At 70.9% G+C, this 26,179-nt stretch carries 20 protein-coding genes; 19 read left to right on the plus strand and 1 reads right to left on the minus strand.

Annotation, left to right across the window (positions count from 1 at the left end):
• The first annotated feature begins 135 nt into the window (after positions 1 to 135).
• From atpB to EDF31_RS13590, 19 genes are all read left to right on the plus strand, one after another.
• Complete coding sequence (atpB, locus tag EDF31_RS13505; RefSeq protein ID WP_111084153.1) at positions 136 to 948, plus strand: F0F1 ATP synthase subunit A; 813 nt, start codon at positions 136 to 138, stop codon at positions 946 to 948.
• 61 nt (positions 949 to 1,009) lie between these two features.
• On the plus strand, positions 1,010 to 1,246 hold the full coding sequence (gene atpE, locus EDF31_RS13510) for an ATP synthase F0 subunit C (protein WP_027465781.1): 237 nt from the start codon (positions 1,010 to 1,012) through the stop codon (positions 1,244 to 1,246).
• A 9-nt stretch (positions 1,247 to 1,255) separates the two neighbouring features.
• A complete protein-coding gene (locus tag EDF31_RS13515; protein WP_123312395.1) occupies positions 1,256 to 1,810 on the plus strand; it encodes a F0F1 ATP synthase subunit B in 555 nt (184 codons plus the stop codon).
• Positions 1,811 to 1,812: 2 nt separating this feature from the next.
• Complete coding sequence (locus EDF31_RS13520; RefSeq protein ID WP_131846482.1) at positions 1,813 to 2,607, plus strand: F0F1 ATP synthase subunit delta; 795 nt, start codon at positions 1,813 to 1,815, stop codon at positions 2,605 to 2,607.
• Positions 2,608 to 2,714: 107 nt separating this feature from the next.
• Positions 2,715 to 4,343, plus strand: a complete 1,629-nt coding sequence (gene atpA / locus EDF31_RS13525; protein WP_131846483.1) for a F0F1 ATP synthase subunit alpha — start codon at positions 2,715 to 2,717, stop codon at positions 4,341 to 4,343.
• Positions 4,344 to 5,246 (plus strand): F0F1 ATP synthase subunit gamma, encoded by a 903-nt coding sequence (locus EDF31_RS13530; protein WP_131846484.1) that lies wholly within the window; start codon positions 4,344 to 4,346, stop codon positions 5,244 to 5,246.
• Positions 5,247 to 5,293: 47 nt separating this feature from the next.
• Positions 5,294 to 6,748 (plus strand): F0F1 ATP synthase subunit beta, encoded by a 1,455-nt coding sequence (gene atpD, locus EDF31_RS13535; RefSeq protein WP_065959250.1) that lies wholly within the window; start codon positions 5,294 to 5,296, stop codon positions 6,746 to 6,748.
• 1 nt (position 6,749) lies between these two features.
• A complete protein-coding gene (locus EDF31_RS13540; RefSeq protein WP_027465776.1) occupies positions 6,750 to 7,013 on the plus strand; it encodes a F0F1 ATP synthase subunit epsilon in 264 nt (87 codons plus the stop codon).
• Positions 7,014 to 7,018: 5 nt separating this feature from the next.
• Complete coding sequence (yaaA, locus tag EDF31_RS13545) at positions 7,019 to 7,780, plus strand: peroxide stress protein YaaA (RefSeq protein ID WP_131846485.1); 762 nt, start codon at positions 7,019 to 7,021, stop codon at positions 7,778 to 7,780.
• A gap of 104 nt (positions 7,781 to 7,884) precedes the next feature.
• A complete protein-coding gene (locus tag EDF31_RS20385; RefSeq protein WP_165900971.1) occupies positions 7,885 to 8,463 on the plus strand; it encodes a hypothetical protein in 579 nt (192 codons plus the stop codon).
• A 52-nt stretch (positions 8,464 to 8,515) separates the two neighbouring features.
• On the plus strand, positions 8,516 to 9,265 hold the full coding sequence (locus tag EDF31_RS20390; RefSeq protein ID WP_243650042.1) for an FHA domain-containing protein: 750 nt from the start codon (positions 8,516 to 8,518) through the stop codon (positions 9,263 to 9,265).
• Between the two features lie 3 nt (positions 9,266 to 9,268).
• On the plus strand, positions 9,269 to 10,090 hold the full coding sequence (locus EDF31_RS13555; RefSeq protein ID WP_111083874.1) for a protein phosphatase 2C domain-containing protein: 822 nt from the start codon (positions 9,269 to 9,271) through the stop codon (positions 10,088 to 10,090).
• A 140-nt stretch (positions 10,091 to 10,230) separates the two neighbouring features.
• Entirely contained in the window at positions 10,231 to 11,643 is a 1,413-nt protein-coding gene (locus tag EDF31_RS13560) for a serine/threonine-protein kinase (protein ID WP_131846487.1), read from the plus strand.
• The gene (locus EDF31_RS13565) at positions 11,640 to 17,528 is read left to right on the plus strand and encodes an Ig-like domain-containing protein (RefSeq protein WP_131846488.1); all 5,889 of its coding nucleotides are present in this window, start codon (positions 11,640 to 11,642) and stop codon (positions 17,526 to 17,528) included. Before EDF31_RS13560 ends, EDF31_RS13565 begins: the two co-directional genes overlap by 4 nt.
• Positions 17,529 to 17,597: 69 nt before the next feature.
• Positions 17,598 to 18,569, plus strand: coding sequence for a MoxR family ATPase (locus EDF31_RS13570; protein WP_131846489.1), 972 nt, complete (start codon positions 17,598 to 17,600; stop codon positions 18,567 to 18,569).
• Positions 18,566 to 19,978, plus strand: coding sequence for a DUF58 domain-containing protein (locus EDF31_RS13575; RefSeq protein ID WP_131846490.1), 1,413 nt, complete (start codon positions 18,566 to 18,568; stop codon positions 19,976 to 19,978). Before EDF31_RS13570 ends, EDF31_RS13575 begins: the two co-directional genes overlap by 4 nt.
• On the plus strand, positions 19,975 to 22,434 hold the full coding sequence (locus EDF31_RS13580; RefSeq protein WP_131973744.1) for a transglutaminaseTgpA domain-containing protein: 2,460 nt from the start codon (positions 19,975 to 19,977) through the stop codon (positions 22,432 to 22,434). The genes EDF31_RS13575 and EDF31_RS13580 overlap by 4 nt, the downstream gene beginning before the upstream one ends.
• 23 nt (positions 22,435 to 22,457) lie before the next feature.
• Positions 22,458 to 24,359 (plus strand): FHA domain-containing protein, encoded by a 1,902-nt coding sequence (locus tag EDF31_RS13585; protein ID WP_131973745.1) that lies wholly within the window; start codon positions 22,458 to 22,460, stop codon positions 24,357 to 24,359.
• Between the two features lie 68 nt (positions 24,360 to 24,427).
• A complete protein-coding gene (locus EDF31_RS13590; RefSeq protein ID WP_131846493.1) occupies positions 24,428 to 25,141 on the plus strand; it encodes a hypothetical protein in 714 nt (237 codons plus the stop codon).
• 5 nt (positions 25,142 to 25,146) lie between these two features.
• Here EDF31_RS13590 and EDF31_RS13595 read toward each other — a convergent pair whose 3' ends face one another.
• Complete coding sequence (locus EDF31_RS13595) at positions 25,147 to 26,139, minus strand: asparaginase (protein ID WP_131846494.1); 993 nt, start codon at positions 26,137 to 26,139, stop codon at positions 25,147 to 25,149.
• Between the last annotated feature and the right edge of the window lie 40 nt (positions 26,140 to 26,179).

Here is a 26,179-nt window from a genome sequence, read left to right on the forward strand (position 1 = left end):
ACCTGATAGGCTTCTCGGAGTCCGCCACCGGAGCCTTTCGCTCGGAGCGGGCAAGCCTCCACAACGTCCACCATCGCGTGCCATGATGTGCGCGCGCCGACACAGGAGACAGCGCTGCTATCCCACGCTCTTCCCCTGTCCCTCTCTGCTGCGGTTGACACCGTTGCGGCGGGGAGCAGCAAGGCCGCCGAGTTCCATGGTCCGTCGATCAACGAGTTCTTCCCGGATGCGATCTTCTTCGCAGGGACGCCGTTCGAGATCGATCGGGTCGTCCTCATCCGCTTCTTCGCCGTCGCCGTGCTCCTGGTGTTCGCCTTCGTGGGAACCCGCGCGCTGAAGCTCGTCCCGAACCGCGGTCAGGCGTTCATCGAGTACGCGTTCGACGTCGTTCGTCGCAACACCTTCGACAACCTCGGAGAGAAGGACGGCAAGCGATTCCTGCCGCTCCTGGCGACGATCTTCTTCGGCGTGCTGTTCATGAACCTGACCGGTCTGATCCCGGGCATGAACCTCGCCGGCACCAGTCGCATCGCGATGCCGATGATCCTCGCGATCGTCGCCTACGTCGCGTTCATCTACGCCGGCCTCCGCAAGCACCCGGGCACGTTCCTCCGGAACTCGCTCTTCCCGCCCGGGGTGCCGTGGTTCCTCTACATCATCGTGACGCCGATCGAGCTCGTCTCGACCTTCGTGCTCCGTCCGGTGACGCTCACCCTGCGACTCCTGATGAACATGGTCGTCGGGCACCTGCTGCTCGTCCTGTTCTTCTCGGCCACGCAGTTCTTCTTCTTCGACGCTTCGCTCGGCTTCAAGGCCTTCGGCGTCGGGACCCTCGCGTTCGGCATCGCGTTCAGCTTCTTCGAGATCCTCGTCGCGCTGCTGCAGGCCTACGTCTTCATGCTCCTCACCGCCGTCTACATCCAGCTGGCGCTGGCTGACGAGCACTGATTCCTCACTGACCCCCTACGGGACCGGCAACCGTCGGACCCGCACCTCGAAAGGAAAACACGTGGACGCAACGACCGTTCTCGCGGAGATCAACGGCAACATCGCGACGGTTGGCTACGGCCTCGCTGCGATCGGCCCGGCCATCGGTGTCGGCATCGTCGTCGGCAAGACGATCGAGTCCGTCGCCCGCCAGCCCGAGCTCCAGGGCCGCCTGACGACCCTCATGTACATCGGTATCGCCTTCACCGAGGCCCTGGCCTTCATCGGCATCGCCACGTACTTCATCTTCACCAACTAAGGTTCCTCGATGCACAACGCACTCATCATCGCGGCGGAGGAGACGCACAACCCCCTCATTCCGCCGGTGTACGACATCGTGTGGTCCGCGGTGGCCTTCCTCATCATCCTCGTGGTGATGTGGCGTGTCGTCACGCCGCGCATCACGAAGATGCTCGATGAGCGCACTGAGGCCATCGAGGGTGGCATCAAGAAGGCAGAGGCTGCTCAGGAGCAGGCCGCTGCTGCGCTCGACGAGTACAACAAGCAGCTCGCCGACGCCCGCTCCGAGGCGTCCCGCATCCGCGAGCAGGCCCGCGCCGACGCCACGGCGATCGGCAACGAGGTCCGCGAGCAGGCAGCGGCCGATGCAGCACGCATCACGGCCAACGCCCAGGCGCAGATCGAAGCCGAGCGCCAGAGCGCCGTCCAGTCCCTCCGGTCCGAGGTGGGCACCCTTGCCCTCGACCTCGCGTCCGGCGTGATCGGCGAATCGCTCAAGGACGACGCCAAGTCGTCGGCAGTCGTCGACCGCTTCCTCGCCGACCTCGAGGCCTCGCAGGCCACGAAGACGGGGGAGCACTGAGCATGCGCAGCGCTACCAGAGAAGCACTCGCGTCCACCAGGGCGGTGCTCTCGGACCTCGGTTCGAGCGCCGACCTGGCCGCGGGTGCCGAGATCCTCGCCTCCGGGCGTGCGATCGCCGGTGCGCCGCAGCTGCTCGGGCTGCTGTCCGACCCGACGGCCGACCCGGCCGGCAAGAAGGTCCTCATCGACCGCGTGTTCGCCGGTCAGTCCCACGCGACGCGTGCGGTCCTCACCGCGGTGGCCGGCTCGCGCTGGTCCTCGCAGCAGGACCTGCTCGCGGGCATCGAGGACGCGGGCATCCGCGCCGTCGCCGCCACCGCGGGTCCGGGCTCGCCGATCGAGTCCGAGTTGTTCGCCTTCGAGACCGCCGTCCGTTCGGACGCCGGCCTCGAGCTGGCACTCGGCACGAAGCTCGGTAGCCCGGCGCAGAAGGGCGCGCTCGTCGAGCGGCTCCTCGGCCCGAAGGCGTCGCAGCAGACCGTGACCATCGTCTCCGCGCTCGTGCAGCAGCCTCGCGGCCGCCGCATCGGTGAACTCGTCCGCGATGCCTCGCGCATCGTGGCCGAGCAGGACGGCAAGCTCGTCGCGACCGTGGTCACCGCCACGGCACTCACGACCGCCCAGTCGGCACGCGTTGCACGCGGTCTGGCCGAGCGCTACGGCAAGGACATCAGCATCAACCAGGTCGTCGACCCCACGGTCGTCGGCGGGGTCCGGGTGCAGATCGGCGGCGACGTCATCGACGGCACCGTGTCCACGCGGCTCTCGGAGCTCCGGCTCCAGCTCGCCGGCTAGGCGTACGGTCGAAGCCGCTCCTCCCAAGTCCACAACGGGAACTGCCGAGTCCGGCAGCGTCACCCTCTCGGAGCCGAAGGGCCCCGGAAAACCACAAGGAAAATCCCATGGCAGACATCACCATCAGCCCCGATGAGATCCGTGATGCCCTGAAGGACTTCGTCTCGAACTACGAGCCGACGAAGGCCTCCACGGCCGAGGTCGGGCACGTCACCGACGCCGGTGACGGCATCGCGCACGTCGAGGGCCTCCCCGGCGTCATGGCCAACGAGCTCATCCGCTTCGCGGACGGCACGCTCGGCCTGGCCCAGAACCTCGACGAAGACGAGATCGGCGCGATCGTGCTCGGCGAGTTCGCCGGCATCGAAGAGGGCATGGAGGTCACCCGCACGGGTGAGGTCCTCTCCGCCCCCGTCGGCGACGCCTTCCTCGGTCGCGTCGTCGACCCGCTCGGCGCCCCGATCGACGGTCTCGGCGAGATCGCTGCAGAGGGCCGTCGCGCCCTCGAGCTCCAGGCTCCCGGCGTCATGGCCCGCAAGTCGGTCCACCAGCCGCTGCAGACCGGCATCAAGGCCATCGACGCGATGATCCCCGTCGGCCGTGGTCAGCGCCAGCTGATCATCGGCGACCGCCAGACCGGCAAGACGGCCATCGCGATCGACACGATCATCAACCAGAAGGCCAACTGGGAGTCCGGCGACGAGGAGAAGCAGGTCCGCTGCATCTACGTCGCCATCGGCCAGAAGGGCTCCACGATCGCCTCCGTCAAGGGTGCGCTCGAGGACGCCGGTGCGATGGAGTACACCACCATCGTCGCCGCCCCCGCGTCCGACCCGGCCGGCTTCAAGTACCTCGCCCCGTACACCGGCTCGGCCATCGGCCAGCACTGGATGTACTCCGGCAAGCACGTCCTCATCATCTTCGACGACCTGTCGAAGCAGGCTGAGGCCTACCGCGCCGTGTCGCTCCTCCTGCGTCGTCCGCCGGGGCGCGAGGCGTACCCGGGTGACGTCTTCTACCTGCACTCCCGTCTGCTGGAGCGTTGCGCGAAGCTGTCCGACGAGCTCGGCGCCGGTTCGATGACGGGTCTCCCGATCATCGAGACCAAGGCGAACGACGTCTCGGCGTACATCCCGACCAACGTGATCTCCATCACCGACGGCCAGATCTTCCTGCAGTCGGACCTCTTCAACGCGAACCAGCGTCCGGCCGTCGACGTGGGCATCTCGGTGTCCCGCGTCGGTGGTGACGCCCAGGTGAAGTCGATCAAGAAGGTCTCCGGCACGCTGAAGCTCGAGCTGGCGCAGTACCGCTCCCTCGAGGCGTTCGCGATGTTCGCGTCCGACCTCGACCAGGCGTCGCGTCGCCAGCTGGACCGTGGTGCCCGCCTGACCGAGCTCCTCAAGCAGCCGCAGTACTCGCCGTACCCGGTCGAGGAGCAGGTCGTCTCGATCTGGGCCGGCACCAACGGCAAGCTCGACACCGTCCCGGTGCCGGACGTGCTGCGCTTCGAGTCCGAACTGCTCGACCACCTGCGTCGCAACTCCGAGGTCCTCACGACCCTGCGCGAGACGAACCAGCTCAGCGACGAGACCGTCGCCGAGATGTCGAAGCAGATCGACGAGTTCTCGAAGAGCTTCCAGACGAGCGACGGCAAGACCCTCGGCTCCGAGCAGTTCGATGCGGCAGACGCCGAGGACGTCGACCAGGAGCAGATCGTCAAGGGTCGTCGCTAGATGGCAGCGCAGGTCCGGGTCTACCGACAGCGAATCAAGTCCGCGAAGACCACGAAGAAGGTCACTCGCGCGATGGAACTGATCTCGGCGTCGCGGATCCAGAAGGCGCAGGCCCGCATGGCTGCGTCCGGCCCGTACTCGCGAGCCGTGACGCGTGCGGTGTCGGCCGTGGCGACGTTCTCGAACGTCGACCACGTGTTGACGACCGAGCCGGAGTCCTCGACCCGTGCGGCCGTGGTGCTCTTCACCTCGGATCGCGGCCTGAACGGCGCGTTCAGCACGAACGTCCTCAAGCAGGGCGAGGAGCTCGCCTCCCTGCTCCGCAGCGAGGGCAAGGACGTCGTCTACTACCTGGTCGGCCGCAAGTCCGTCGGGTACTTCGCGTTCCGTGAGCGTGCGTCGGAGCAGCAGTGGGTCGGCAACACCGACCAGCCCGAGTTCTCGACGGCCAAGGAGATCGGCGACGCCGTCGTGGCGAAGTTCCTCCAGGACACCGCAGAGGGCGGCGTGGACGAGATCCACATCGTGTTCAACCGGTTCCTCAGCATGGCGACGCAGGAGCCGCAGGTCGTTCGCCTGCTGCCCCTCGAGGTCGTCGAAGGGGTCGAGGAGCCCGAGGGCAACGAGCCCCTGCCGCTCTACGAGTTCGAGCCGGACGCCGATGCGGTGCTCGACTCGCTGCTCCCGGTCTACATCGAGAGCCGCATCTTCAACGCCATGCTGCAGTCGGCTGCTTCCGAGCACGCCGCGCGTCAGAAGTCGATGAAGGCGGCCAGCGACAACGCGGACTCGCTGATCCGTGACTTCACCCGACTCGCGAACAACGCGCGTCAGGCGGAGATCACGCAGCAGATCTCCGAGATCGTCGGCGGCGCCGACGCCCTCTCGTCGAAGAAGAAGTAGTCCGCGTCGTTCGCGGACAGATACCCACCCTCAGGAAGGCACCAGCCATGACCGACACCGCAACCACCGCGGTCGAGACGTCGTCGGCGCCCGGTGTCGGCCGGATCGCCCGTGTCACGGGTCCCGTCGTCGACATCGAGTTCCCCCACGACGCAATCCCGGAGATGTACAACCTCCTGTTCACGACCATCACCATCGGTGACTCGTCGCAGGAGATCGGCCTCGAGGTCGCCCAGCACCTGGGCGACGACCTGGTCCGTGCCATCTCCCTGAAGCCGACCGACGGCCTGGTCCGTGGCCAGGAGGTCCGTGACTCGGGCGCTCCGATCTCGGTCCCCGTCGGCGACGTCACCAAGGGCAAGGTCTTCGACGTCCTCGGGAACGTGCTCAACACGGACGAGAAGCTCGAGATCACCGAGCGCTGGCCGATCCACCGCAAGGCCCCGGCCTTCGACCAGCTCGAGTCGAAGACCTCGATGTTCGAGACCGGCATCAAGTCCATCGACCTCCTCACCCCGTACGTGCAGGGTGGCAAGATCGGCCTCTTCGGTGGTGCGGGCGTCGGCAAGACGGTCCTCATCCAGGAGATGATCCAGCGCGTTGCGCAGGACCACGGCGGTGTGTCGGTGTTCGCCGGTGTCGGTGAGCGCACCCGTGAGGGCAACGACCTCATCGGTGAGATGGAAGAGGCGGGGGTCTTCGACAAGACGGCCCTCGTGTTCGGCCAGATGGACGAGCCGCCGGGAACGCGCCTCCGCGTGGCCCTGTCGGCGCTGACGATGGCGGAGTACTTCCGCGATGTCCAGAAGCAGGACGTGCTCCTCTTCATCGACAACATCTTCCGCTTCACGCAGGCCGGCTCCGAGGTCTCGACGCTGCTCGGTCGCATGCCGTCCGCCGTGGGCTACCAGCCCAACCTCGCCGACGAGATGGGTGTGCTCCAGGAGCGCATCACCTCGACGCGTGGTCACTCGATCACCTCGCTGCAGGCGATCTACGTGCCTGCTGACGACTACACCGACCCGGCTCCAGCCACCACGTTCGCGCACCTCGACGCGACCACCGAGCTCTCGCGTGAGATCGCGTCGCAGGGTCTGTACCCCGCGATCGACCCGCTGACCTCGACGTCGCGGATCATGGACCCGCGGTACCTGGGCGCCGACCACTACGAGACGGCCACGCGCGTCAAGCAGATCCTCCAGAAGAACAAGGAACTGCAGGAGATCATCGCCATCCTCGGTGTCGACGAGCTCTCCGAAGAGGACAAGATCACGGTCGAGCGCGCTCGTCGTATCCAGCAGTTCCTCTCGCAGAACACGTACATGGCGAAGAAGTTCACGGGCGTCGAGGGCTCCACGGTGCCGCTCAAGGACACCATCGAGTCCTTCCGCGCCATCGCCGACGGCGAGTTCGACCACGTTGCGACGCAGGCGTTCTTCAACGTCGGTGGCATCAACGACGTGGAAGAGAAGTGGGCACAGATCCAGAAGGAGAACCGCTGACATGGCGGGTCTCAGCGTGAGCGTCGTCTCGGCCGACCGTGAGGTCTGGTCGGGCGACACCACCATGGTCGTCGCACGCACGACAGAGGGCCAGATCGGTATCCTCGCGGGACACGAGCCGATGCTCGCGATCCTCGCGCAGGGTCAGGTCCGCATCACGCGGGCCGACGGGTCGACCGTCGCGGTCGACGCCGAAGACGGCTTCCTGTCGGTGGAGCACGACACGGTGACGATCGTCGCGCGGCAGGCCGCGCTGGCGTCCTGACCGGACTGACCGTCCTCCTCCCGCCTTCGGAGACGAAGCGGGAGGGTGGGGACACGAGCCGCACGCTCGATCTGCGTGCACTCTCGTTCCCGGAACTGGCCGAAGAGCGGGCCGCGGTGATCACCGCGGCCCGCTCTGTCAGTTCCGAGGAGTCCTCGGCCAGGACGGCTCTGAAGCTCGGCCCGAAGTCGATCGCCGAACGGTTCCGCAACCTCGAACTCGACACGTCGGGCACGATGCCGGCGATCGAGCGCTACACGGGGGTGCTCTACGACCCCCTCGGCGCGCAGACCGCCGACGCGTCGACGCGGGCGTGGTGGCACGACCACGTGGTCGTGCAGTCGGCCATGTTCGGACCGATCGGTGCTGGTGACCCGATCCCGGCGTACCGCCTGTCGCACGACTCCCGGCTCGGGGCGATCCGATTGGCGTCGCACTGGCCCGCGGCCTCGTCCCGGGTCTTGGCCGATCGGGCGGACGGCCTGGTGCTCGACCTCCGGTCCGAGGGCTACCGCCAGCTCGGTCCCGTCCCGGAGGCGGTCGCCCCGCGCGTCGTGAGCATCGACGGCTCCGGTCGGCGGCGGGCGTTGAACCACTGGAACAAGACGGCGAAGGGCCGACTCGTCGCGCTGCTCGCGCGCACCGGAGCGGTCGTCGCGACCGTGGACGACCTGGTCGACTGGGCCGCCGCGAACGGCGTCGTGGTCGAACGCAGCGACTCCGGCTGGGACCTGGTCGCCGAGAGCCTGGAGCCCGTCACCGTCTGATCATCGCCCCGGTCCGTCCTCCACAGGTCGGGCCGGGGCGCTGCTGTCCACAGGTGGTCGGTTCGTGCCTGACTGGAGGCCCGGATCACGCTTCGATGGCGTGCATGATCCCCTTGACGGCACACACCCCCGACCACACCGCAGTCCGGTTCCCTCGCGAGATCGCGGCGGCGGTCACCCTCCCGGCAGCGGCGGCAGCGCTGGTCACGTCCGGCGTCGGCGCTGGCTCCCGCGTCGGCGCGATCGCGATCGTCACCGCCTGCGGTGCGCTGTCGACCCGCATGGCGCTCATCCCGTTCCTCGCCGCCCGAGACCAGCCGGATCCGCGGGCCATCCGGGGGTTCGACCCGTTCGACGACCCGACGCCGCCGGCGTTGCACGGCCTCGGGCCGGAACCGGACCGCGCTCGTCTGCGTACGGCCGGCGACCGGTGTGCCGAGGCCTGGCGGGTCTGGCGCGCCGAGGGTGGTCAGGTGGACTGCACGGCCGGAGCCGCCGGTGCGCTCGCACTCGGGGCCTGGTGTGCGTGGGCGCTCGGGTCGTCGGCCCGCGCCGAGACACGGGCGCGCTACGCCCTCGAGACCCGTGCCGACGACCCGCTCGCCGGGCTGGTCCTGCGGTCGGTCCTGGCCGGCAGTGCGCCGACGTGGGCCGGACCCCGTCGTGACCGGCACCGATCGTGACCGGCGCGGGCGGCCGTCGGTGCGGTGCGACGGGTCGACCGGATCGTCTACGGTGGAGGACACCACATCCGAAGGGCTCCGGTTGCGCGACGACGACATCGAGGACACCGTCATCCGGCGACCCCGCGGTACCGGTGACGGCGATCGATTCGACGACGTGCTCGGTGACACCGTCATCCGGCCGCGCACGGAGCCGTCCGAATCGGTCGGTGACCGTGCCGACGACAGAGCCGACGACCCTGCCGACGACGGAGCCGACCCGGAGGACACGGTCGTCCGCGCCCGTGTCCGGAGCGCCGCCGGACCGAGCGTGCCCGCCGGAGCCGCCACGGGCCTCCCGTCCGTCCCTGCCGCGCCCGCGGCGCGCGTGCCGTCGATCCGCATCGGCGACCGCACCTTCCGACTGGACCACCCGGTCGTCATCGGAAGGCGTCCGTCGCTGCCGCGGATCACCAGCGGCCCCGAACCGGAACTCGTGACCGTGCGGTCCGCCAACGGGCAGGTGTCGTCCTCGCACGTCCGCATCCACGCCGAGGGCGAAGCCGTGGTGGTGCAGGACCTGCGGTCCACGAACGGCACCGTCATCCGACCGGCCGGCGCGCCGGTGTACCGCATGGCATCGGGTGCGTCGATCGTCGCGCTGACGGGTACGGTAGTCGAGGTCGGTGACGGCAACGCCATCGAGGTCCTCTCGCCGTACCTCCGGGTCGCACCGACGGCGGACGGGTTCCCACCGGTTCCCCCGTGGCCCACCGACCAGACAGCACACGGCACGCCCCGAACCCCCAGAGAGCGATCCTGAAACGTGACCGAACTCGGCCGAGCAGCGACTGCGCACGCCATCGACGTCCCCGGTGCCGACGGCGCCACCCTGACGCTCTCGTGGGGAGCCGCGACCGATGTCGGTCGTCGCCGTGACCACAACGAGGACAGCTACATCGTCGGGGCGCCGTTCTTCGTCGTCGCCGACGGCATGGGCGGACACCTCGCCGGCGACCGCGCGAGCGACGCCGTCGTGCGTCGACTCGAGCAGGTGACGCAGGAGTCCTTCACCACGCGGCAGGGCATCCAGCGGGCGCTGCTGCTCGCCACGGCCGACATCGAGCGCGCAGCTGGCGGCAACGCGATCGGAGCGGGCACGACCGTCACCGGCATCGCCCTGGTCGCGTCGCTCGGCCAGCCGGCGGCCCTCGTCTTCAACGTCGGCGACTCCCGGACCTACCGGATCGAGGACGGCGTGCTGCGCCGCGTCACCGTGGACCACTCCGTGGTGCAGGAGATGGTCGACGCCGGGTTGCTGCGGGCCGAGGACGCCGAACAGCACCCGGACAGCAACGTCATCACCCGCGCGGTCGGCTTCGGCGAACCGCCGGCGCCCGACTGGTGGACCCTGCCGCTCCGCGCGGGCGACCGGTACATCGTCTGCTCCGACGGCCTGACGAAGGAGCTCGGCGACGCCGGCATCGCGCGCATCGCGGCTCGAGAAGCCGGTGCGCAGGGACTCGCCGAACGCCTCGTCGGCGACGCGGTCGTCGCCGGGGGCCGCGACAACGTCACCGTCGTGGTGCTCCAGGTCGACGCCGCCCCGGACGACGGCGACCTCGAGGACACCCTGCCGCGGCACTGACCGCCGGCACAGGACCCCCCGAACTGGGGGAGTGCGCCCGTCCACAGGTGGTCGGTGTGCGGATCGACGGTCACCGGCGCTTCGTACAATGACTGTGCCACGACGAGAGAGTTGGCCGCTCGGCCGGGGAGGAGATGTCGATGGCGCGTCGCCTGCCGTCCAACCCGCCCGTGATCGGCGGCTTCAGCCCCGTGCACGTCCTCGGTTCCGGTGGCTTCGCCGACGTCTTCCTCTACGAGCAGGACATGCCGCGTCGTCAGGTCGCGGTGAAGGTGCTGCTCGACGAGGTCGTCGACGACCGCGTCCGGCAGATGTTCCAGGCCGAGGCCAACCTGATGGCGCGGCTCAGCACCCACCCGTCGATCCTGACGGTGTTCCAGGCGAGCGTCGCGGCTGACGGACGTCCGTACTTGGTGATGGAGCTGTGCTCCTCATCGCTCAGCGAGCGGTACCGGCGGGAGCCGATCCCGGTGTCCGAGGTGCTCTCGATCGGTGTCCGGATCGGGTCGGCCCTCGAGACCGCCCACCGCGAAGGCGTGCTCCACCGTGACATCAAGCCGTCGAACATCCTGCTCACGGCGTACGGCAACCCCGTGCTGTCCGACTTCGGCATCGCGGCCACCATCGGCGGGACCGACCCGGACGAGCCCATCGGCATGTCGATCCCGTGGTCGGCGCCCGAGGTCCTGATCGACGAGTCCCGGGGCACGATCCAGTCCGAGGTGTACTCGCTCGCCGCCACCGTGTACTCCCTGCTCGCCGGTCGCAGCCCGTTCGAGGTCCGGGGCGGCAAGAACGGTGCGAGCGACCTCATGAGCCGGATCGACAAGGGGGGCGTCAAGCCCACCGGTCGGACCGACGTCCCACCGTCGCTCGAGCGCCTGCTCGCCACCGCGCTGTCCCGCAAGGTGCCGTCGCGCCCGACGACCGTGCTCGAACTCGTGCGCGGGTTCCAGCAGGTCGAGGCCGAGCTCGGGATCCCGCAGACCGCGGCCGACGTCGCGGTCGAGGCGTGGGCCATCGCGACCCCGACCCCGGAGGGCGACCGGACCATGATCCGCGAGCTCCAGCCGCCGTCCCGGGTCGGCGCCCGTCGCCGCACCCGTCGCGCGGTCCAGGGCGGCGTCGTCGCCGGCAGTTCGCAGAGCGTCGGCACCGTCCACCGCACCGGATCGGTCACACGTGCTCGTCGACGCACCCGGTCGACACTCGTCTGGGCGACGTCCCTCGCCGTCGTCGTGGTCGCCGCCCTCGCCATCGCGACCGTGGTCGTCGTCGGGCGGCTCGGCGCCGGGGCGATCCCCGTGGTGGCCGACGTCCGCGCACAGCCCTCGGCGCAGTCGGTGTCGTTCTCGTGGGCGGACCCGGGTCTCAAGAGCGGCGACACCTACGTCATCTCGTCGAACGGCGCGTCCAGCCAGCAGACCGGCACCACGTTCGTGGTCTCCGGGCAGCGCGGCGACGAGGAGTGCATCGCGGTCGCGGTCAACCGCGACGGCAAGACCGGTGCAGCGAGCGCGCAGAAGTGCGCGACCGTCGGGAGCACCGGGTGATCCGCGCGCTCGTCGCGAAGCACCGATCCGCCGCCGTCACCACCGGGGTCTCCGTCCTGGTCGCCGCGGTCGTCGCGACGACCGCGATCGTCTCGACCGGGTACCACACGCAACGAGTCGACCTCGGGGACGGCACCGTCTGGGTGCCCTCCGCCGAGTACGGAGCGGTCGGCCGGGCCAACACCGGGGTCCTCCAGCTGAACACCGCCGTCGAGACCGCGAGCGACGACCTGGCCGTGCTGCAGCGCGGGTCCATGGTCTACAGCGTCGACCAGACCAAGGGGACCGTGGCCAAGGTCGACGTCGCCGACGCCACCGTCGGCGACGCCGTGACCCTGCCCGCGGGGACACCCCAGGTCTTCTTCGCGGGGGACACCGCGGTGATCGGCAACCAGGACACCGGCGAGCTGTGGGCGACGCCCGCTGCCGACCTCGCCGAGTTCGACGCCTCGACCAAGGCCGACCTGACGCTCGGGGCGGACACCGTCTTCGACGCCTCGGACGGACACGTCGCGGTGTACTCGGCGAAGACCGGCACGGCATCGCTCGTCGACGTCGGGTCGACGTTGTCCGTCGACCAGCGGTGGAAGGTCGACATGGACCGCACCGACGACTTCCAGGTCGCGACCTTCGACGGCCACCTGGCCGTGCTCGACCGCACCAGCGGCGCCCTGTCGATCGACGGCCGCACCGTGGAGCTCGGCGACCGGGTCGGCGCGTCACCCGCGCTCCAGCGATCGTCGGACACCTCGTCCGACGTCACCGTCGCGGGTACCGCCGGACTCGTCCGGGTCAGCGCCTCGGGGTCCGTCGACGCCACCGCGCTCCAGGTGTCCGGACGTGCGGCGCGCCCCTACGTCGACGGGTCCTGCACCTACGCGGCGTGGGCCGGTGGCCAGGCGATCGACACCTGCGACGGCAACGCGCTCCAGCGGCTCGCGAGCACCGGCGGGACCAGCACGATGCAGATCCTGCACAACGGGCAGACCGTCGTCGCCAACGACCCGTCGAGCGGTCGTTCCTGGGCGATCGACCGCAGCGGCCAGCTCATCGACAACTGGGCCGACCTCATCAAGCAGGACGACGAGCAGCAGCAGGAGCAGGTCTCCGACGACGACCCCGAGGTCGACAAGGACCAGAAGCCGCCGGTGGCGGTGGACGACGACCTGGGCGCTCGTCCGGGACGCACCACGAGCCTCCCGGTCCTGCTCAACGACTACGACCCGAACGGTGACCCGATCATCGTGAGCGAGGTCGGGTCCATCTCGGAGTCCGCCGGCCGCGTCGCCATCGTCGCCGACGGCCAACGGCTTCAGGTCACGCTGTCGTCGCGCGCGACCGGCACCGTGACCTTCCCGTACACGATCACCGACGGCAACGGCGGATCGGACACGGCGACCGTCCGCGTCACGGTGCGGCCGGAGTCGCAGAACGAGGCCCCGCGGCAGGTGCGCGACACCTCGGCGGACGTGGTGCAGAACGGACACGTCGTCAGCAGCGTGCTCGGCGACTGGGCCGACCCCGACGGCGACCCGGTGTACCTGAAGTCCGCGACCGCCTCGGACGGCGACCGGGTGTCGACCACCCCGGACGGCCTGCTCGACTTCCGTGCGGACAGCGGCCGGACGGGTGACCGTTCCGTGCAGCTCGTCGTGAGCGACGGACGCGCCGACGGCCGTGGCTCGGTGACCGTGCACGTGGCGAAGCAGGGGAGTGTGCCGCTGCGTGCCGACCCGTTCCCGGTGCAGGGCTACGCCGGCAAGGCCTTCACGGTGGAGCCGCTCGACCACGTCCGCGGCGGCAACGGCACCGTGACCCTCACGAGTGTGTCGTCGTCGGCGGGGCTGACGGTCACCCCGAGCTACGACGCGGGCACGTTCCGGGTGCAGGGGGCGAGTGCCGGCGACCACCAGCTCGAGTACACCGTGACCGACGGTGTGAAGACGTCGAGCGGCATCGTCCGGGTCACGATCCTCGCGCCGCCGGACGCCTCGACCGCGCCCATCACGACCCCGAAGACGGTCTTCGTCAACACGCTGTCGAGCAAGGACACCGACGTCACTGCGACCGACATCGACCCGGCGGGCGGGGTGTTGCTCGTCACCGCCCTCGACGGACCGGTGCGGGGCAGCGGGGTCCAGGCGAGCATCCTCGACCAGCACACCGTGCGCGTCACGCTGACCGCACCGCTCGACGGGCCGGTGTCGTTCGGGTACACCGAGACGAACGGCCTGGCGTCGTCCACCGGCACGATCACCGTCGTCGAGATCCCCAAGCCCGACCGGATCCAGCCGCCCGTCGCCCAGCCCGACAGCGCGACCGTCCGGGTCGGCGACGTCGCGAACATCGACGTGCTCGACAACGACACCCAGCCCGAGGGCGAGCCCCTGACCCTCGAGCCCGAGCTCGTGCAGAACGTGCCTGGTGACGGCGGTCTGTTGTTCGCCTCGGGCGACCACCTGCGCTACCTCGCGCCGAAGACCCCCGGCAACTACACCGCCGTCTACCGGGTCGCCGGTCCGGACGGCCAGTACGCCGACGCCGCCGTCTCGATCTCGGTGCGCGAACGGGACGCCGCGACGAACAACCCGCCGGTCCCGCAGACCGTGACCGCCCGGGTCGTGGCGGGTTCGTCGGTGCGGATCTCGGTGCCGCTGAACGGGATAGACCCGGACGGCGACTCGGTGCAGCTCGTCGGCGTCGGGTCGAACCCCGACAAGGGCTCCGTCACCGACGTCGCGTCCGACGCGCTGACCTACGAGGCCGGCGACTACTCAGCCGGCACCGACGAGTTCACCTACACGGTGGTCGACGCCCTCGGCGCGCGTGCCACCGGTACCGTCCGCGTGGGCATCGCCCCCCGGGCCGAACAGGCGTCGAACCCCGTCGCCGAGGCCGACCACGTGACCATCCGCCCCGGTGGGTCGGTGACCGTGCGGGTACTGCAGAACGACTCCGACCCCGAGGGGGGTCAGCTCACCGTGTCGGCGGCCGAGCCCACCGCCGACGACGTGTCGGCGAAGATCCTGCGGAAGCAGCAGATCCGGGTCACACCCCCGAAGACCGCGAAGTCGGGCGACTACGCCGTGCTCTACACGGTGGCGAACGCCAGCGGGGGATCGAGCACCGCGTTCCTCACCATCACGGTCGACCCGGACGCGCAGCCCCTCCGCCCCGAGGTCGACGACACCACCCTGGACCTGCAGGACATCCTGCGGCGCGAGAGCGTGACCGTCGACGTGCTCGAGAACGTCTTCTTCGCCGAGGGCACCGCTGCCGACCTGCAGGTCGGGATCGTCGACGGCTACGGCGACACCGCACGGCTCACCGACGACGGGCGGATCACGGTCCGGCTCACCGACGAGTCCCAGGTCATCCCGTTCTCGGTCGCGCGGGTCGACCACCCCGACATCGTGTCCTACGGCTTCATCAACGTCCCCGGGTTCGACGACGCCCTGCCGCAGATCAACCGCTCGGCCGGTGCCGTCACCGTGAAGAGCGAGGCGACGGTCCGGATCCCGCTCGAGGACTACGTCGTGACCGCGAACGGTCAGACGGCGACGATCACGGACCGCGGCACGGTGAAGGCGACGCACGCGAACGGCCAGAGCCTGGTCGTGGACTCGTCGACGCTGCAGTTCACCTCGTCGAAGCTGTACTACGGCAACGCGTCGATCTCGTTCGAGGTCACGGACGGTTCCGCGGCCAACGGCGGGAAGGGGCGGGTCGCGACGCTCGTGCTCCCGGTCACCGTGACGCCGCGGTCGAACCAGCCGCCGGCGTTCACCGGCTCGGCGGTCGAGATGCAGCCTGGTGAGACGCGCACCGTCGACCTGACGAAGCTCACCGACTACCCGTACCCGAAGGACCTGCCGGAGCTGCGCTACTCCGTCGTCGGCCGTCCAGCGGCCGGCACCACCGCCACGATCTCCAAGCAGCAGCTGACCATCACGGTCGCCGACACCGCGAAGAAGAACACCACGGCGTCGATCGGCATCGGGGTGCAGGACGACGCGAACGCCGGACGTGCCGGCACCGTGACCGTCGGGGTCGTGGCCTCGACGCGTCCGCTCGTGCAACCCGGCGCCGACCGGTCGATCACCAAGCGCGGTGCGACGACCACCATCGACGTCCTGACGAACGACCAGCCGACGAACCCGTTCCCCGGACAGCGGTTGCGTGTCGTGAACATCCGTGGTCTGTCCGGCGGGCTGCCGAGCGGCGTCTCCGTGACCCCGAGCGGCGACCGCACCCGTCTCCAGGTCCGCGTCTCCGACAGCGCCAAGCCGGTGGACGCCCACCTGCAGTACCAGGTCGCCGACGCCACGAACGACCCGGACCGTTACGTGTGGGGCGACGTGACGATCTCGGTGCAGGACGTCCCCGACGCCCCCGGCACGCCCACCCGGACCGGGTCCTACGACGGTGGCCAGGCCACGCTGACCTGGTCGACCCCGCAGGGCAACAACTCGCCGATCACCGGGTACCGCGTCACCGGCACGAACGGCGTCGCGAAGAACTGCGGCACCGCCACGGTCTGCACCTTGACGGGCCTCGACCCGAAGGCGTCGTACCGCTTCCAGGTCATCGCCACCAACGCGATCGGCGACTCGAAGCCGTCGGGCAGCTCGGCGCCGATCAGCGCCGACTTCGTGCCGGCACCGCCGAAGGGCATCACCGTCACGCCGAACGGGTCGACGCCGAACCAGCTCGACGTCGCGTGGAAGGCCGTTCCCGCTCCGAACCGCGGCAGCGCGGTCGACGACTACATCGTCACCATCGAGGGACCGGGGCTGTCCGGTACCCGGCACACCGGCACGGCGACGAGCACCTCGTTCACCGGAGCCCAGAGCGCCGCGCAGTACAAGGTGACGATCTCGGCCCGGAACGACGCGGACCGCAACGGCACCGTCGTGCAGTGGAACTCGGCATCGGCCACGGGCACGGCCGTCGGGACGCCCGCGGCCCCGACGCTGAACGCGACGCGTGACCAGTCCCCGGGGAAGACGACGGTCTCGCTGAGCGCGACGGAGAGCGACTGGGCCGGCAGCGGTCGGACGCTCACGATCGTCCGCTACCCGCCGGGCGTCGACATCCCCGGCGGCTGCACGACGACGGGCTCGGACAAGAAGTGGGACGGCAGCAGCGCGACGGACACGTTGAGCTCGAACGGGAACTTCCAGTACGTCGCACTGGCCGACAACGGGCTGTTCTGCACCCCGAGCCGTGCCGCGTCCGTGCAGGGGTACGCGGCACCGGGAACTGCGTCGGCGGACATCGCGGTCGAGAAGTTCAGCGACGATGCGGGCACGTACGCCATCCGCATCCGAAACCCGCGAGCGCAGCCCAGCGCCAACGGATCCGTGGATCACTACGCGTACGCGGTGAACGGCGGCGGGCTCGTGTCGTTCGGCGCGAACGGTTCGTGGGTCGACGGTGTCGCCTTCGGTTCCGCGGTGAGCGTCACCGTCGTGGCGTGTGCGGACAGTACGTCGAACTTCTGCGGCGACGGCACCACCGTCAACGGGCTCCGTCCGGTCCAGACGCGGGCAACGTTGCCGGACTCGATGACCGCCGGCACCCAGGTGACGGTGAGCGCGGCACCCCAGAACAGCGGTGTCCAGCCGACGGCCTACAGCGTCACGATCTGCACACGCACGTTGCTTGGTTCGCTCGACTGTGGGAACGCGGCCGACTACGACCCCCAGAAACTTCCCGTGATCGACAGCTCCATCAGTTCCGGCCTCGTGTACGTCGCCGCAATCGTTGATGGACACAAGGACCCGAACCCGCCGAGCGCACGGATCGCAGCAGCGCCGGCGCCCGACCCCGAGCCGGAGCAGCCCGTTCCGGGTGAGCCCGATCCGGAACCCGCGCCCGGCTGACCCGGTTCCGCCGCCCGCTGACCGTACGCTGCACACACCGCCATCCCCGAGAACGAGGAACGACCACGCATGAGCATGACCCCGGAGCAGGCCACCTGGTTCGCCGACGTCGCAGGCCGTATCGTGACCAACGTCGAGCAGGTGCTCCTCGGGAAGACGTTCGTGATCCGTCTCGCGGTGACGGCGATGCTCAGTGAGGGGCACCTGCTCCTCGAGGACGTCCCCGGCACGGGCAAGACGAGCCTGGCGCGGGCGATGGCGCAGAGCGTGCAGGGGACGACGAACCGCATCCAGTTCACCCCCGACCTGCTGCCCGGCGACATCACCGGCATCAGTGTCTACGACCAGCGCACGCAGGAGTTCGACTTCCACCGCGGCCCGGTCTTCGCGAACATCGTCCTCGCCGACGAGATCAACCGTGCGAGCCCGAAGACGCAGTCGGCCCTGCTCGAGGCGATGGAGGAGTCGGCGATCACGGTCGACGGCGTGAACCACCGCCTGGCGGCTCCCTTCATGGTCATCGCGACGCAGAACCCGATCGAGCAGGCCGGTACCTACCGCCTGCCCGAGGCGCAGCTCGACCGCTTCCTGATGAAGACCTCGATCGGCTACCCCGACCACGCCGCCACCGTGAAGATCCTCGAGACGTCGTCGGCTCCGTCGGCATCGGTTCCGCTCGCGAGCGTGGTGCCCGCGGCGACGATCACCGAGATGGCCGCGCTGGCCCGCACGGTGCACGTCGACGCCGTCATCGCCGACTACGTCGCACGGTTGGTCGACGTGACGCGTTCGGCCAGTGAGGTCCGCCTGGGCGTCAGTGTCCGCGGCGCGATGGGCCTCATCCGTTCGGCACGCGTGCTCGCGGCGCTGAGCGGACGCCACTACGTCACGCCGGACGACGTCAAGGCCCTCGCCGTCCCGGTGCTCGCGCACCGCCTGGTGCTCGACGCCGAGGCGGAGTTCGACGGTGTCAGCGCGCCGAGCGTCATCGCGCAGCTGCTGGTGGAGACGCCGCCGCCGGCCGACCGAGTCACGACGTGACGGACCGCCGGCCCGTCTCCACGCGCTCACGCCGTCCGTCCTCGACGCGGTCGCGTCGCGGGACGACGGCGTACGAGCGCACGGGGACGGTCGCCGGCCTGACCAACGTCCGCTCACGGATCGTCGGTGACCGCGAAGGCGTCGCAGCGGATGCGGTCGTCGGGATCGTCCGGGTCTGGGCAACGGCCTGGAGGCTCGTCAAGCGTTCCTGGGGCGAGGTCTCGTCCGTCGTCACCGGGCTCGGGTGGACGGTCGCGGCCCTCACGCTCGTCGCGTTCGTGGCCGGCTACCGGTTCGGCCTGCGCGAGGTCGTCGTCGTCGGGTTCGCGGGAGCGGTGCTGATCGTCGTCGCGGCCATCGCGCTCATCGGCCGCACGCGGCTGGTGATCCGGATGCGCCTGCCGCAGCACCGAGTGGCGGTCGGCGACGAGGCCGGCGTGGTGGTCACGGCGGAGAACCCGACGCGTCTGCCCTCGGTGCCGACGACGGTCGAGGTGCCGGTCGGCCCGGGTCTCGTCGACGTCGCGATCCCGGCCATCGGCGCGCACGGCACGTTCGAGCAGCTGGTGCCCGTGCCGACGGTGCGCCGCGGCGTGCTCGACGTGGGGCCGGTCACCGGTGTCCGCGCCGACCCGGTGGGTCTCGTCCGTCGCGAGGTCGTCTGGACCGCACGCGAACAGGTCATCGTGCACCCGCGCACGATCGCGATCCCGTCGACGAGCACCGGGCTGGTGCGGGACCTCGAGGGACAGGCGACCACCGACCTGTCGCCGGCCGACATCGCGTTCCACGCCATCCGCGAGTACATGCCGGGTGACGACCCCCGCACCATCCACTGGAAGTCGACGGCGAAGTCGGGCGCGCTGATGGTGCGCCAGTTCGAGGACACGCGCCGTTCGCACCTGGTCGTGGCGCTCGGCATCGCCCGGTCGGAGTTCGGGGACGACGAGGAGTTCGAGCTCGCGGTCAGCGCTGCGGCCTCGCTCGGTGCCCGTGCGATCCGCGACGGCCGTGAGGTCTCGGTCGTGGTGTCGGAACGCACCCCGGAGTTCGCGAAGCGTGCCGTCTACGCGGTGCGGACCCTGCCGACGGTCACCCCGACGCGACTGCTCGACGACTTCGCCTCGGTCGGACTCGCCGATGCCTGCCTGCCCATCGCCGAGGTCTCCCGGATCGTCGGCAGCGACACCGAGGGCATCTCGGTGGCGTTCCTGGTCGTCGGTTCGACGATCGGACTGCCGGCGCTCCGGCTCGCGGCGACGCGCTTCCCCGTCGGGGTCGAGGTCGTCGCGGTGATCTGCGAGCCCGAAGCACAGCCACGGTTCCTGCGGGTCGCGGGCCTGACCGTGATGACCATCGGCTACCTGGACGACCTCCGGCACGCCCTGCACCGATCGGCCGCCGCGTGAGCGCCCCTCCGGTGGCCACGCCGACGCCGCCCGCGGAGCGTGCCCGTCGGTCGACCCGGCGTTCCGATCGACGCGATGCCCGGCGGCTCGTGCCGTTCCGTCTGGCCGGCGGGACCCTCGTCGTCTGGCTCCTGCTCGCGATCGCGAGTGTGTCGTGGTGGCCGGTCTACCGCGACGACTCGATGATCGTCGCGGCGGTGACCGCGATCGCGTTCGGCAGCCTCGTCGCCCTCGTCGGCGCGATCCTGCGGCTGCCGCTGGTCGTGGTGGCGATCGCGACGGTGGCGGCGTTCACGCTCGCCGGTGTACCCGCCGCCGTGCCCGGTCAGGCCAACGGGGTCCTGCCGACGGGCCCGGGCCTGCTCGCGCTGTTCGCTGGCGTCGCGCTGGGGTGGAAGCAGCTGGTGACCATCAGCCTGCCGGTCGGCTCGTACGAGGCGCTCCTCGTGCCGTACTTCGTGACGCTCCTCGTCGCCACGGTGACGGCCGTGAGCGTGGCGACCCGGGCCTCCAGGCAGGAACTCGCGAGCATCCCGGCACTGATGCTGTTCGCGATCGGGGTGGTCATCGGGCCGAGCCGGCTGGACACGTCGATCGTGACGGCCGTCGTGCTCGTCGCCGTCGCGCTCGTGTGGGCGCTGACGGTGCGGCACGCACGTCGCGCGGTCGCCGTGGCGACCACGATCGGGTCGTCTGTACCGATCGCCCGGTCGGTCGTGCGACCGGCGCTCGTCGGCACGGGGACGATCGTCGCGGCAGCCGTCGTCGCCACGGGTCTCGGGCTGGTCGCGCCACCGACCAACGAGCGCACCGTCGCCCGCACGGACGTCGTGAAGCCGTTCGACCCCCGCGACTACGTCAGCCCGCTGAGTGGCTTCCGGGCGTACGAAGAGCAGAGCGCGGCGGACACCGCACAGCTCCGGGTCACCGGACTGCCGGAGAACGGGTTCGTGCGCATCGCGACGCTCGACACCTACGACGGCGTGGTCTACCGCGTCGGCGGGTCGGACGGCTCCTCGTCGTCGGGCACGTTCGAGCGGGTGCCGACGTCGGTCGACGTCCGTGGCGTGGACGGCACCAGGGTGCGCGTGGGGGTGACCGTCGACGGCTACAGCGGGGTCTGGCTGCCGACGGTGGGGGACCTGGAGCGCGTCGACTTCACCGGGACCGACGCCGACGACGAGCGCGGGTCCTTCTTCTACAACGGCTCGACGCAGACGGGCGCCGTGGTCGGCGGTGTCCGCGAAGGCACTTCCTACGACCTGACCGCCGTGGTCCCCGACCAGCCGACGGACGAGCAGCTCGCGGCCGCCCGCCCGGGCAGTGCCGCGGTCCCGACGGCGCGCGACGTGCCGGACGCCGTCCGCGAGACGGTCGAGGCGACGACCGACGCCGATGCGACTTCTGGTGCGAAGCTCGTCGCGGTGATCCAGGCGCTCAAGCGTAACGGGTACGTCAGCCACGGCGTCGGTGACGACCGGATGAGCCGTTCGGGGCACGGTGCCGACCGCATCCAGGAGCTCCTGACGTCGCCGCTGATGATCGGCGACCAGGAGCAGTACGCCGCCGCAGCAGCGCTGATGGCCGACGAGCTCGGGTTCCCGGCACGGGTGGTCATGGGCTTCACCGCAGGCGGCGACTCGGGGTCCGGCGGGGCGTCGGCGAGCGGCGGCACCACGACGTTCCGCGGCTCGGACGTCACTGCGCGCATAGAGGTCGACACCGCGCAGTGGGGGTGGGTGATGCTCAACCCCAACCCGAGTGTCCGCGAGATCCCGAACGAGCAGCAGCAGACGCCGCAGCCGGTGACCCGTCCCGAGACCGTCGTGCCGCCGCCTCCCGTCGACCAGCAGGACCAGGACCAGCAGGCGCCGCCGCAGAGCGACCGGAACACGCCGCCCGTGCAGCCGCTGTGGTTGCAGATCCTGCTCGCAGCGCTGCCGTGGGTGCTCGGTGCACTGGGGCTGATCGCCCTCGTGCTCCTGCCGTTCGGGGTGATCGTCCTGCTGAAGCGGGTCCGCCGCCGACGGCGCCGTCGTGCTCCGACGCCGCGCGGTCGCATCGTCGGGGCCTGGGACGAGTACCGCGACGCGCTCCTCGACCGTGGCCACGACGTGGCCGGATCGGCCACACGACGCGAGACCGTGACCGGTGCTCCGGGTGAGGGCGGGACCGGACTGGCCGCCCTCGCCGACCGTGCGGTGTTCGGACCGAGCGACGTCGACCAGGCCGCCGCCGACCGGATGTGGTCGGCGACGGACGATGCGGTGGGGACCCTGCGCGCCGGTCGGACGCGCCGTGAGCGGTTCCGCACCGCCGTGTCGCTCCGGTCCCTGCGCGGACCCGGACGGCCGCGCGCCACCACCGGTCAGGGCTCGGCGAGACGCGGTGACTACGATGGCCGGAGGCCTGACGAGCGTCGTGGACGGCCGAGTGAGGACAGAGGCAGACCGTGATCAGATGCGAACACTGTGGATCGATGCTCCCGGAGGGGGCGATCTTCTGCGGTGAGTGCGGACGCGCGGTGACCGCCGGAGCGAGCCGCCGGCCGGTCGCTCCGACCCCCGTCGAGCAGGCGCCGCCACCGCCCCTGCAGCAGCCCGACTCCCACGGACGTCGCTCCGACCCTGCGGCCGACGCGTGGCTGCCCGAGTCGACCCTCGACCCCGCCACCCGCGCCTGGCTGATCGGTGCCGACCGCCGCAGCACCGAACCCCCGACCGCGGTGCCCGTGCAACGCCCCGACGACCTCGCCCCGCGCGAGGCACCGTCGCACGTGCACGGAGCGGGCTCCGGCCTCGGCGACTGGTCGAACGCGGCTGCGCAGCCCGACGCCGTCCCCGCCCAGGACGAACCGCCACTGGACCCGGATGCCTACCGCTCCGAGCCCGCCGACGCCCTCGCCGACGACCCCGAGCGGACCCGGTTGGCTCCCGTCGAGGACCGTCCCGTGACGCCGCCAGCCGCTGACGAGGCGCCGGCCCCCGTGTGGGCGCCGCCGGTCGCTCCGGCCCCGTCCGCGGCTCCGACCGGCCCGTCCTGGTGGGTCGGTCGCGGCGCCACCACCGATGCCGCGCAGCCCGCGTCCGGAGCTGATTCGGCTCCCGTCGTGCCGCCGGTCCCGAGAGCACCGGCCGCCGCTGACGACACGCCCCGTGACACGTCCCACGACACGCCCGACGACACCGCGGCGTCCCCGCACGCGACGGACGACGCAGCCGTGCACGCCGACACCGACGGTGCTGACGACACGACGTCCACCCGCTCCGGCGAGCCCGTGCAGGTCGGTGCGCTCGAACAACCGACCGCAGCCCTGCCCGTCGTCTCGCCGCCGCAGCCGGGGGACACCGCCGTCGTCGAGCCGCTGATCGACCACCGACCGCCGCGGCCTGCGCCGCTCGTGACGCCGGGCATGCACGCCACGACCATCTGCCACGTCTGCGGCAACCGCCTCGAGCCCGACGACATCTTCTGCGGCGAGTGCGGAGCAGTCCGCCCCGCCGTGACCGCCGCGTTCACCGGACCGGTCGTACCGCTGCCGATGGCGCGTCCGGACTGGGCGACCGAGCACTCCGGCGTGGAGTCGGCCGGCGCCGGCGGGTCGTCGTCGACCGACGTGCCGGACGACGAGATCCCGGTCGATGCGCCTGCGGACGATCAGGCCTCGAGCGACGAGACCGGGTCCGGCGAGACCGGGTCCGACGAGAACGGGTCCGTCGAGGACGTGGCCGACGAGACCGCCGCCGACGACGAGTCGGCCCTGCCGGACAGCGAGGCCTCGCGCCCGGGTGGCCGTCCCCGCGGCGCACACGCGGCGCCGTTGACCGAGCCGACCGAGCCCGGGGACGCGGCACCGCACGGAGAACCGCAGGACTCCGAACGGTCCTGGGCCCCGCCGGCGCAGGCCCCGCTCGCCGCGCCGCTGCCTCCGGTCCCCGGGGCGACGGCACCCGAGCTCCCGCTCCCGCCGTCGGACCGTCCCGAGGCCAGTGCGGACGCCGACGAGCTCGACGAGGACGTCGACGAGACCCGCATCGTCTCGAAGACCCCGACGCGCGCGCCGTTCCTGCTGCACTTCAGCACGGGCGAGCGGTTCGGGGTGCACGGCACCGGCCTGCTCGGTCGTCTGCCTCGTCCGCAGCCGGGGGAGCGCTACGACGACCTGCTGACCGTCCACGACCCGGGCAAGTCGGTGTCGAAGACCCACCTCGAGCTCGGCCGCGACGGTGACGACCTGTGGGTGTCCGACCGGTTCTCCGGCAACGGCACCGTCGTTCGCCACATCGACGGTTCGATCCGTCGCTGCGAGCCCGGCCGTCGGTACCGCGTGGAGCGCGGGGCTCGGGTGGACATCGGCGAGCAGTTCTTCCTCGTGCAGTAGCGCTCGGAGTTCTCCACAGATCGGTCGTCGGCGCCCCGGAGACGCCGCCGTCCTGCTGCGATGGAGGCATGACCCCGTTCACTGCTCGGTGCGTCCTGGTCGGGACCGCCGTCGTGCTCGTCCTCGCCGGGGTGTTCGCGCCCCTCGACGGCGCTTCCCGTGCGGTGGTGTTCGCAGCCTCCGGGTGCTGCGCGGTGCTCGACGTCCTGCTGCACCGGTCCGGCGCAGCGGGGCCCCGCGAACCGGAGTCGCTGGCCGGCGACTACTCCGCCGCGGCGATCGAGTCCCAGTGTCCGAGCGCGCCCGGACGGCTCCTGCTCGGCCACGGCCCGGACGGTGACCCGTGGGAGACCGACACGACCGGTCACGTCGTGGTCGTCGGCACCGGGGCACTCGCCGCCGCGGTGTTCCGGGCGATCGCCGAACAGCTCCGCGCCACCGCCGATCCGGGGTACGACCTCCGCGCAGCCGGCAGACCCGGAAGCCCCGCTGGCGACGGTCCGGCGCTGCCCGACGGCGCGACCCTGCCCGACGACCCGGCGCTGCCCGACGGCGCGACACTGCCTGACGGCACGGCGGTGCTCGCTCGGCTCGACCGCTCCGGACGTCCGAGCGGCACGGTCGTGCTCGTCCCGGGCCTCGGCGCGATGCCACGGCTGTGGGACGACGCGGTCGAGGTCACCCGCTACGGCTGCACCGTCCGTCGCCCACCTGACCGACATGGTGTCACGCTCAGACCGGTACTCCCGGTACTCCCGGTACGGCCGGAGCTCGTCGGATGATTGCCTCAGCGCAGGCCGGCGCCGACCCGGACCGCGCCGACCGGCACACCACCGCCGAGCACCTGCTCACCCGTCGCTGCCAGAACATCGGCCACGCCGTCGGCGCCCACCAGCCCGTTCCGCTGCAGCAGGGTGAGCGCTGCGAGGGTGCCCGCGCGCTGCGACCCGTCCAGCACCTTCACCGCGACCGCGGCACCACCGGGCAGCCCCATCACCATGACGCCCTCGGCCCCGAGCTTCGCCAGGACCTGCAGCCGCTCGATCGTGACGGTGTTGGCCCGCCCGACCCCGTCGATCGCCCACGGGTGCGCCAGGACGGCGTCGGTCAGCGCCGCGGAGTCGTCGTCGGCCCGGGCGACGACGCCGGCGAACCCGCGTGCCAGTCCGGTCAGCGTGAGCGGGAAGACGGGAGCGCCGCAGCCGTCGGTGCCGACCAGGTCGACCGTCTCGTGCGTGTACTCCTCGACCACCGAGCGGACTCGCTGCTGCATCGGGTGCTCGATGTCCAGGTACGTCGCCTCGTCCCACCCGTTGACGCGGCAGGCGGCGAGCATGCCGGCGTGCTTGCCCGAGCAGTTCATCGCCAGGCGCCGGGGGCCGTCCATCGTCCGGCCGGTCGCTCGGTCGAAGGGCATGTCCGGCGGGCACCCGAGGTCGGCCTCGACGTGGTCGAACGACTCGAGCATGTGCAGCGCGAGGGCCTGGTGTGCGACGGTACCGGCGTGGCTCGCGGTGGTGAGGACGAGTTCCTCGTCGGAGAACCGGGCACCGGCGCCGCGGACGGCGAGGGCCTGGAACGGCTTCATTGTCGAGCGCGGGTAGATGCTGGCTGCGACGTCGCCGACCGAGTCGACCACGGCACCCGCGGAGTCGACCACGACCCCGGCGCCGATGTGCCGGCTCTCGTCGAACCCCGACCGGTCGAGGACCGCGAGTTCGACCGACCCGTCGGCGGTGAGAGGATGGCGATCAGTGCGGACTTCGTGGCTCACCGTCATGCCGCCATGCTAGCCAGGGCGGACGACCGCCAGCGACGCC

The organism is Curtobacterium sp. PhB142, assembly GCF_004341255.1.
GTDB lineage: Bacteria > Actinomycetota > Actinomycetes > Actinomycetales > Microbacteriaceae > Curtobacterium.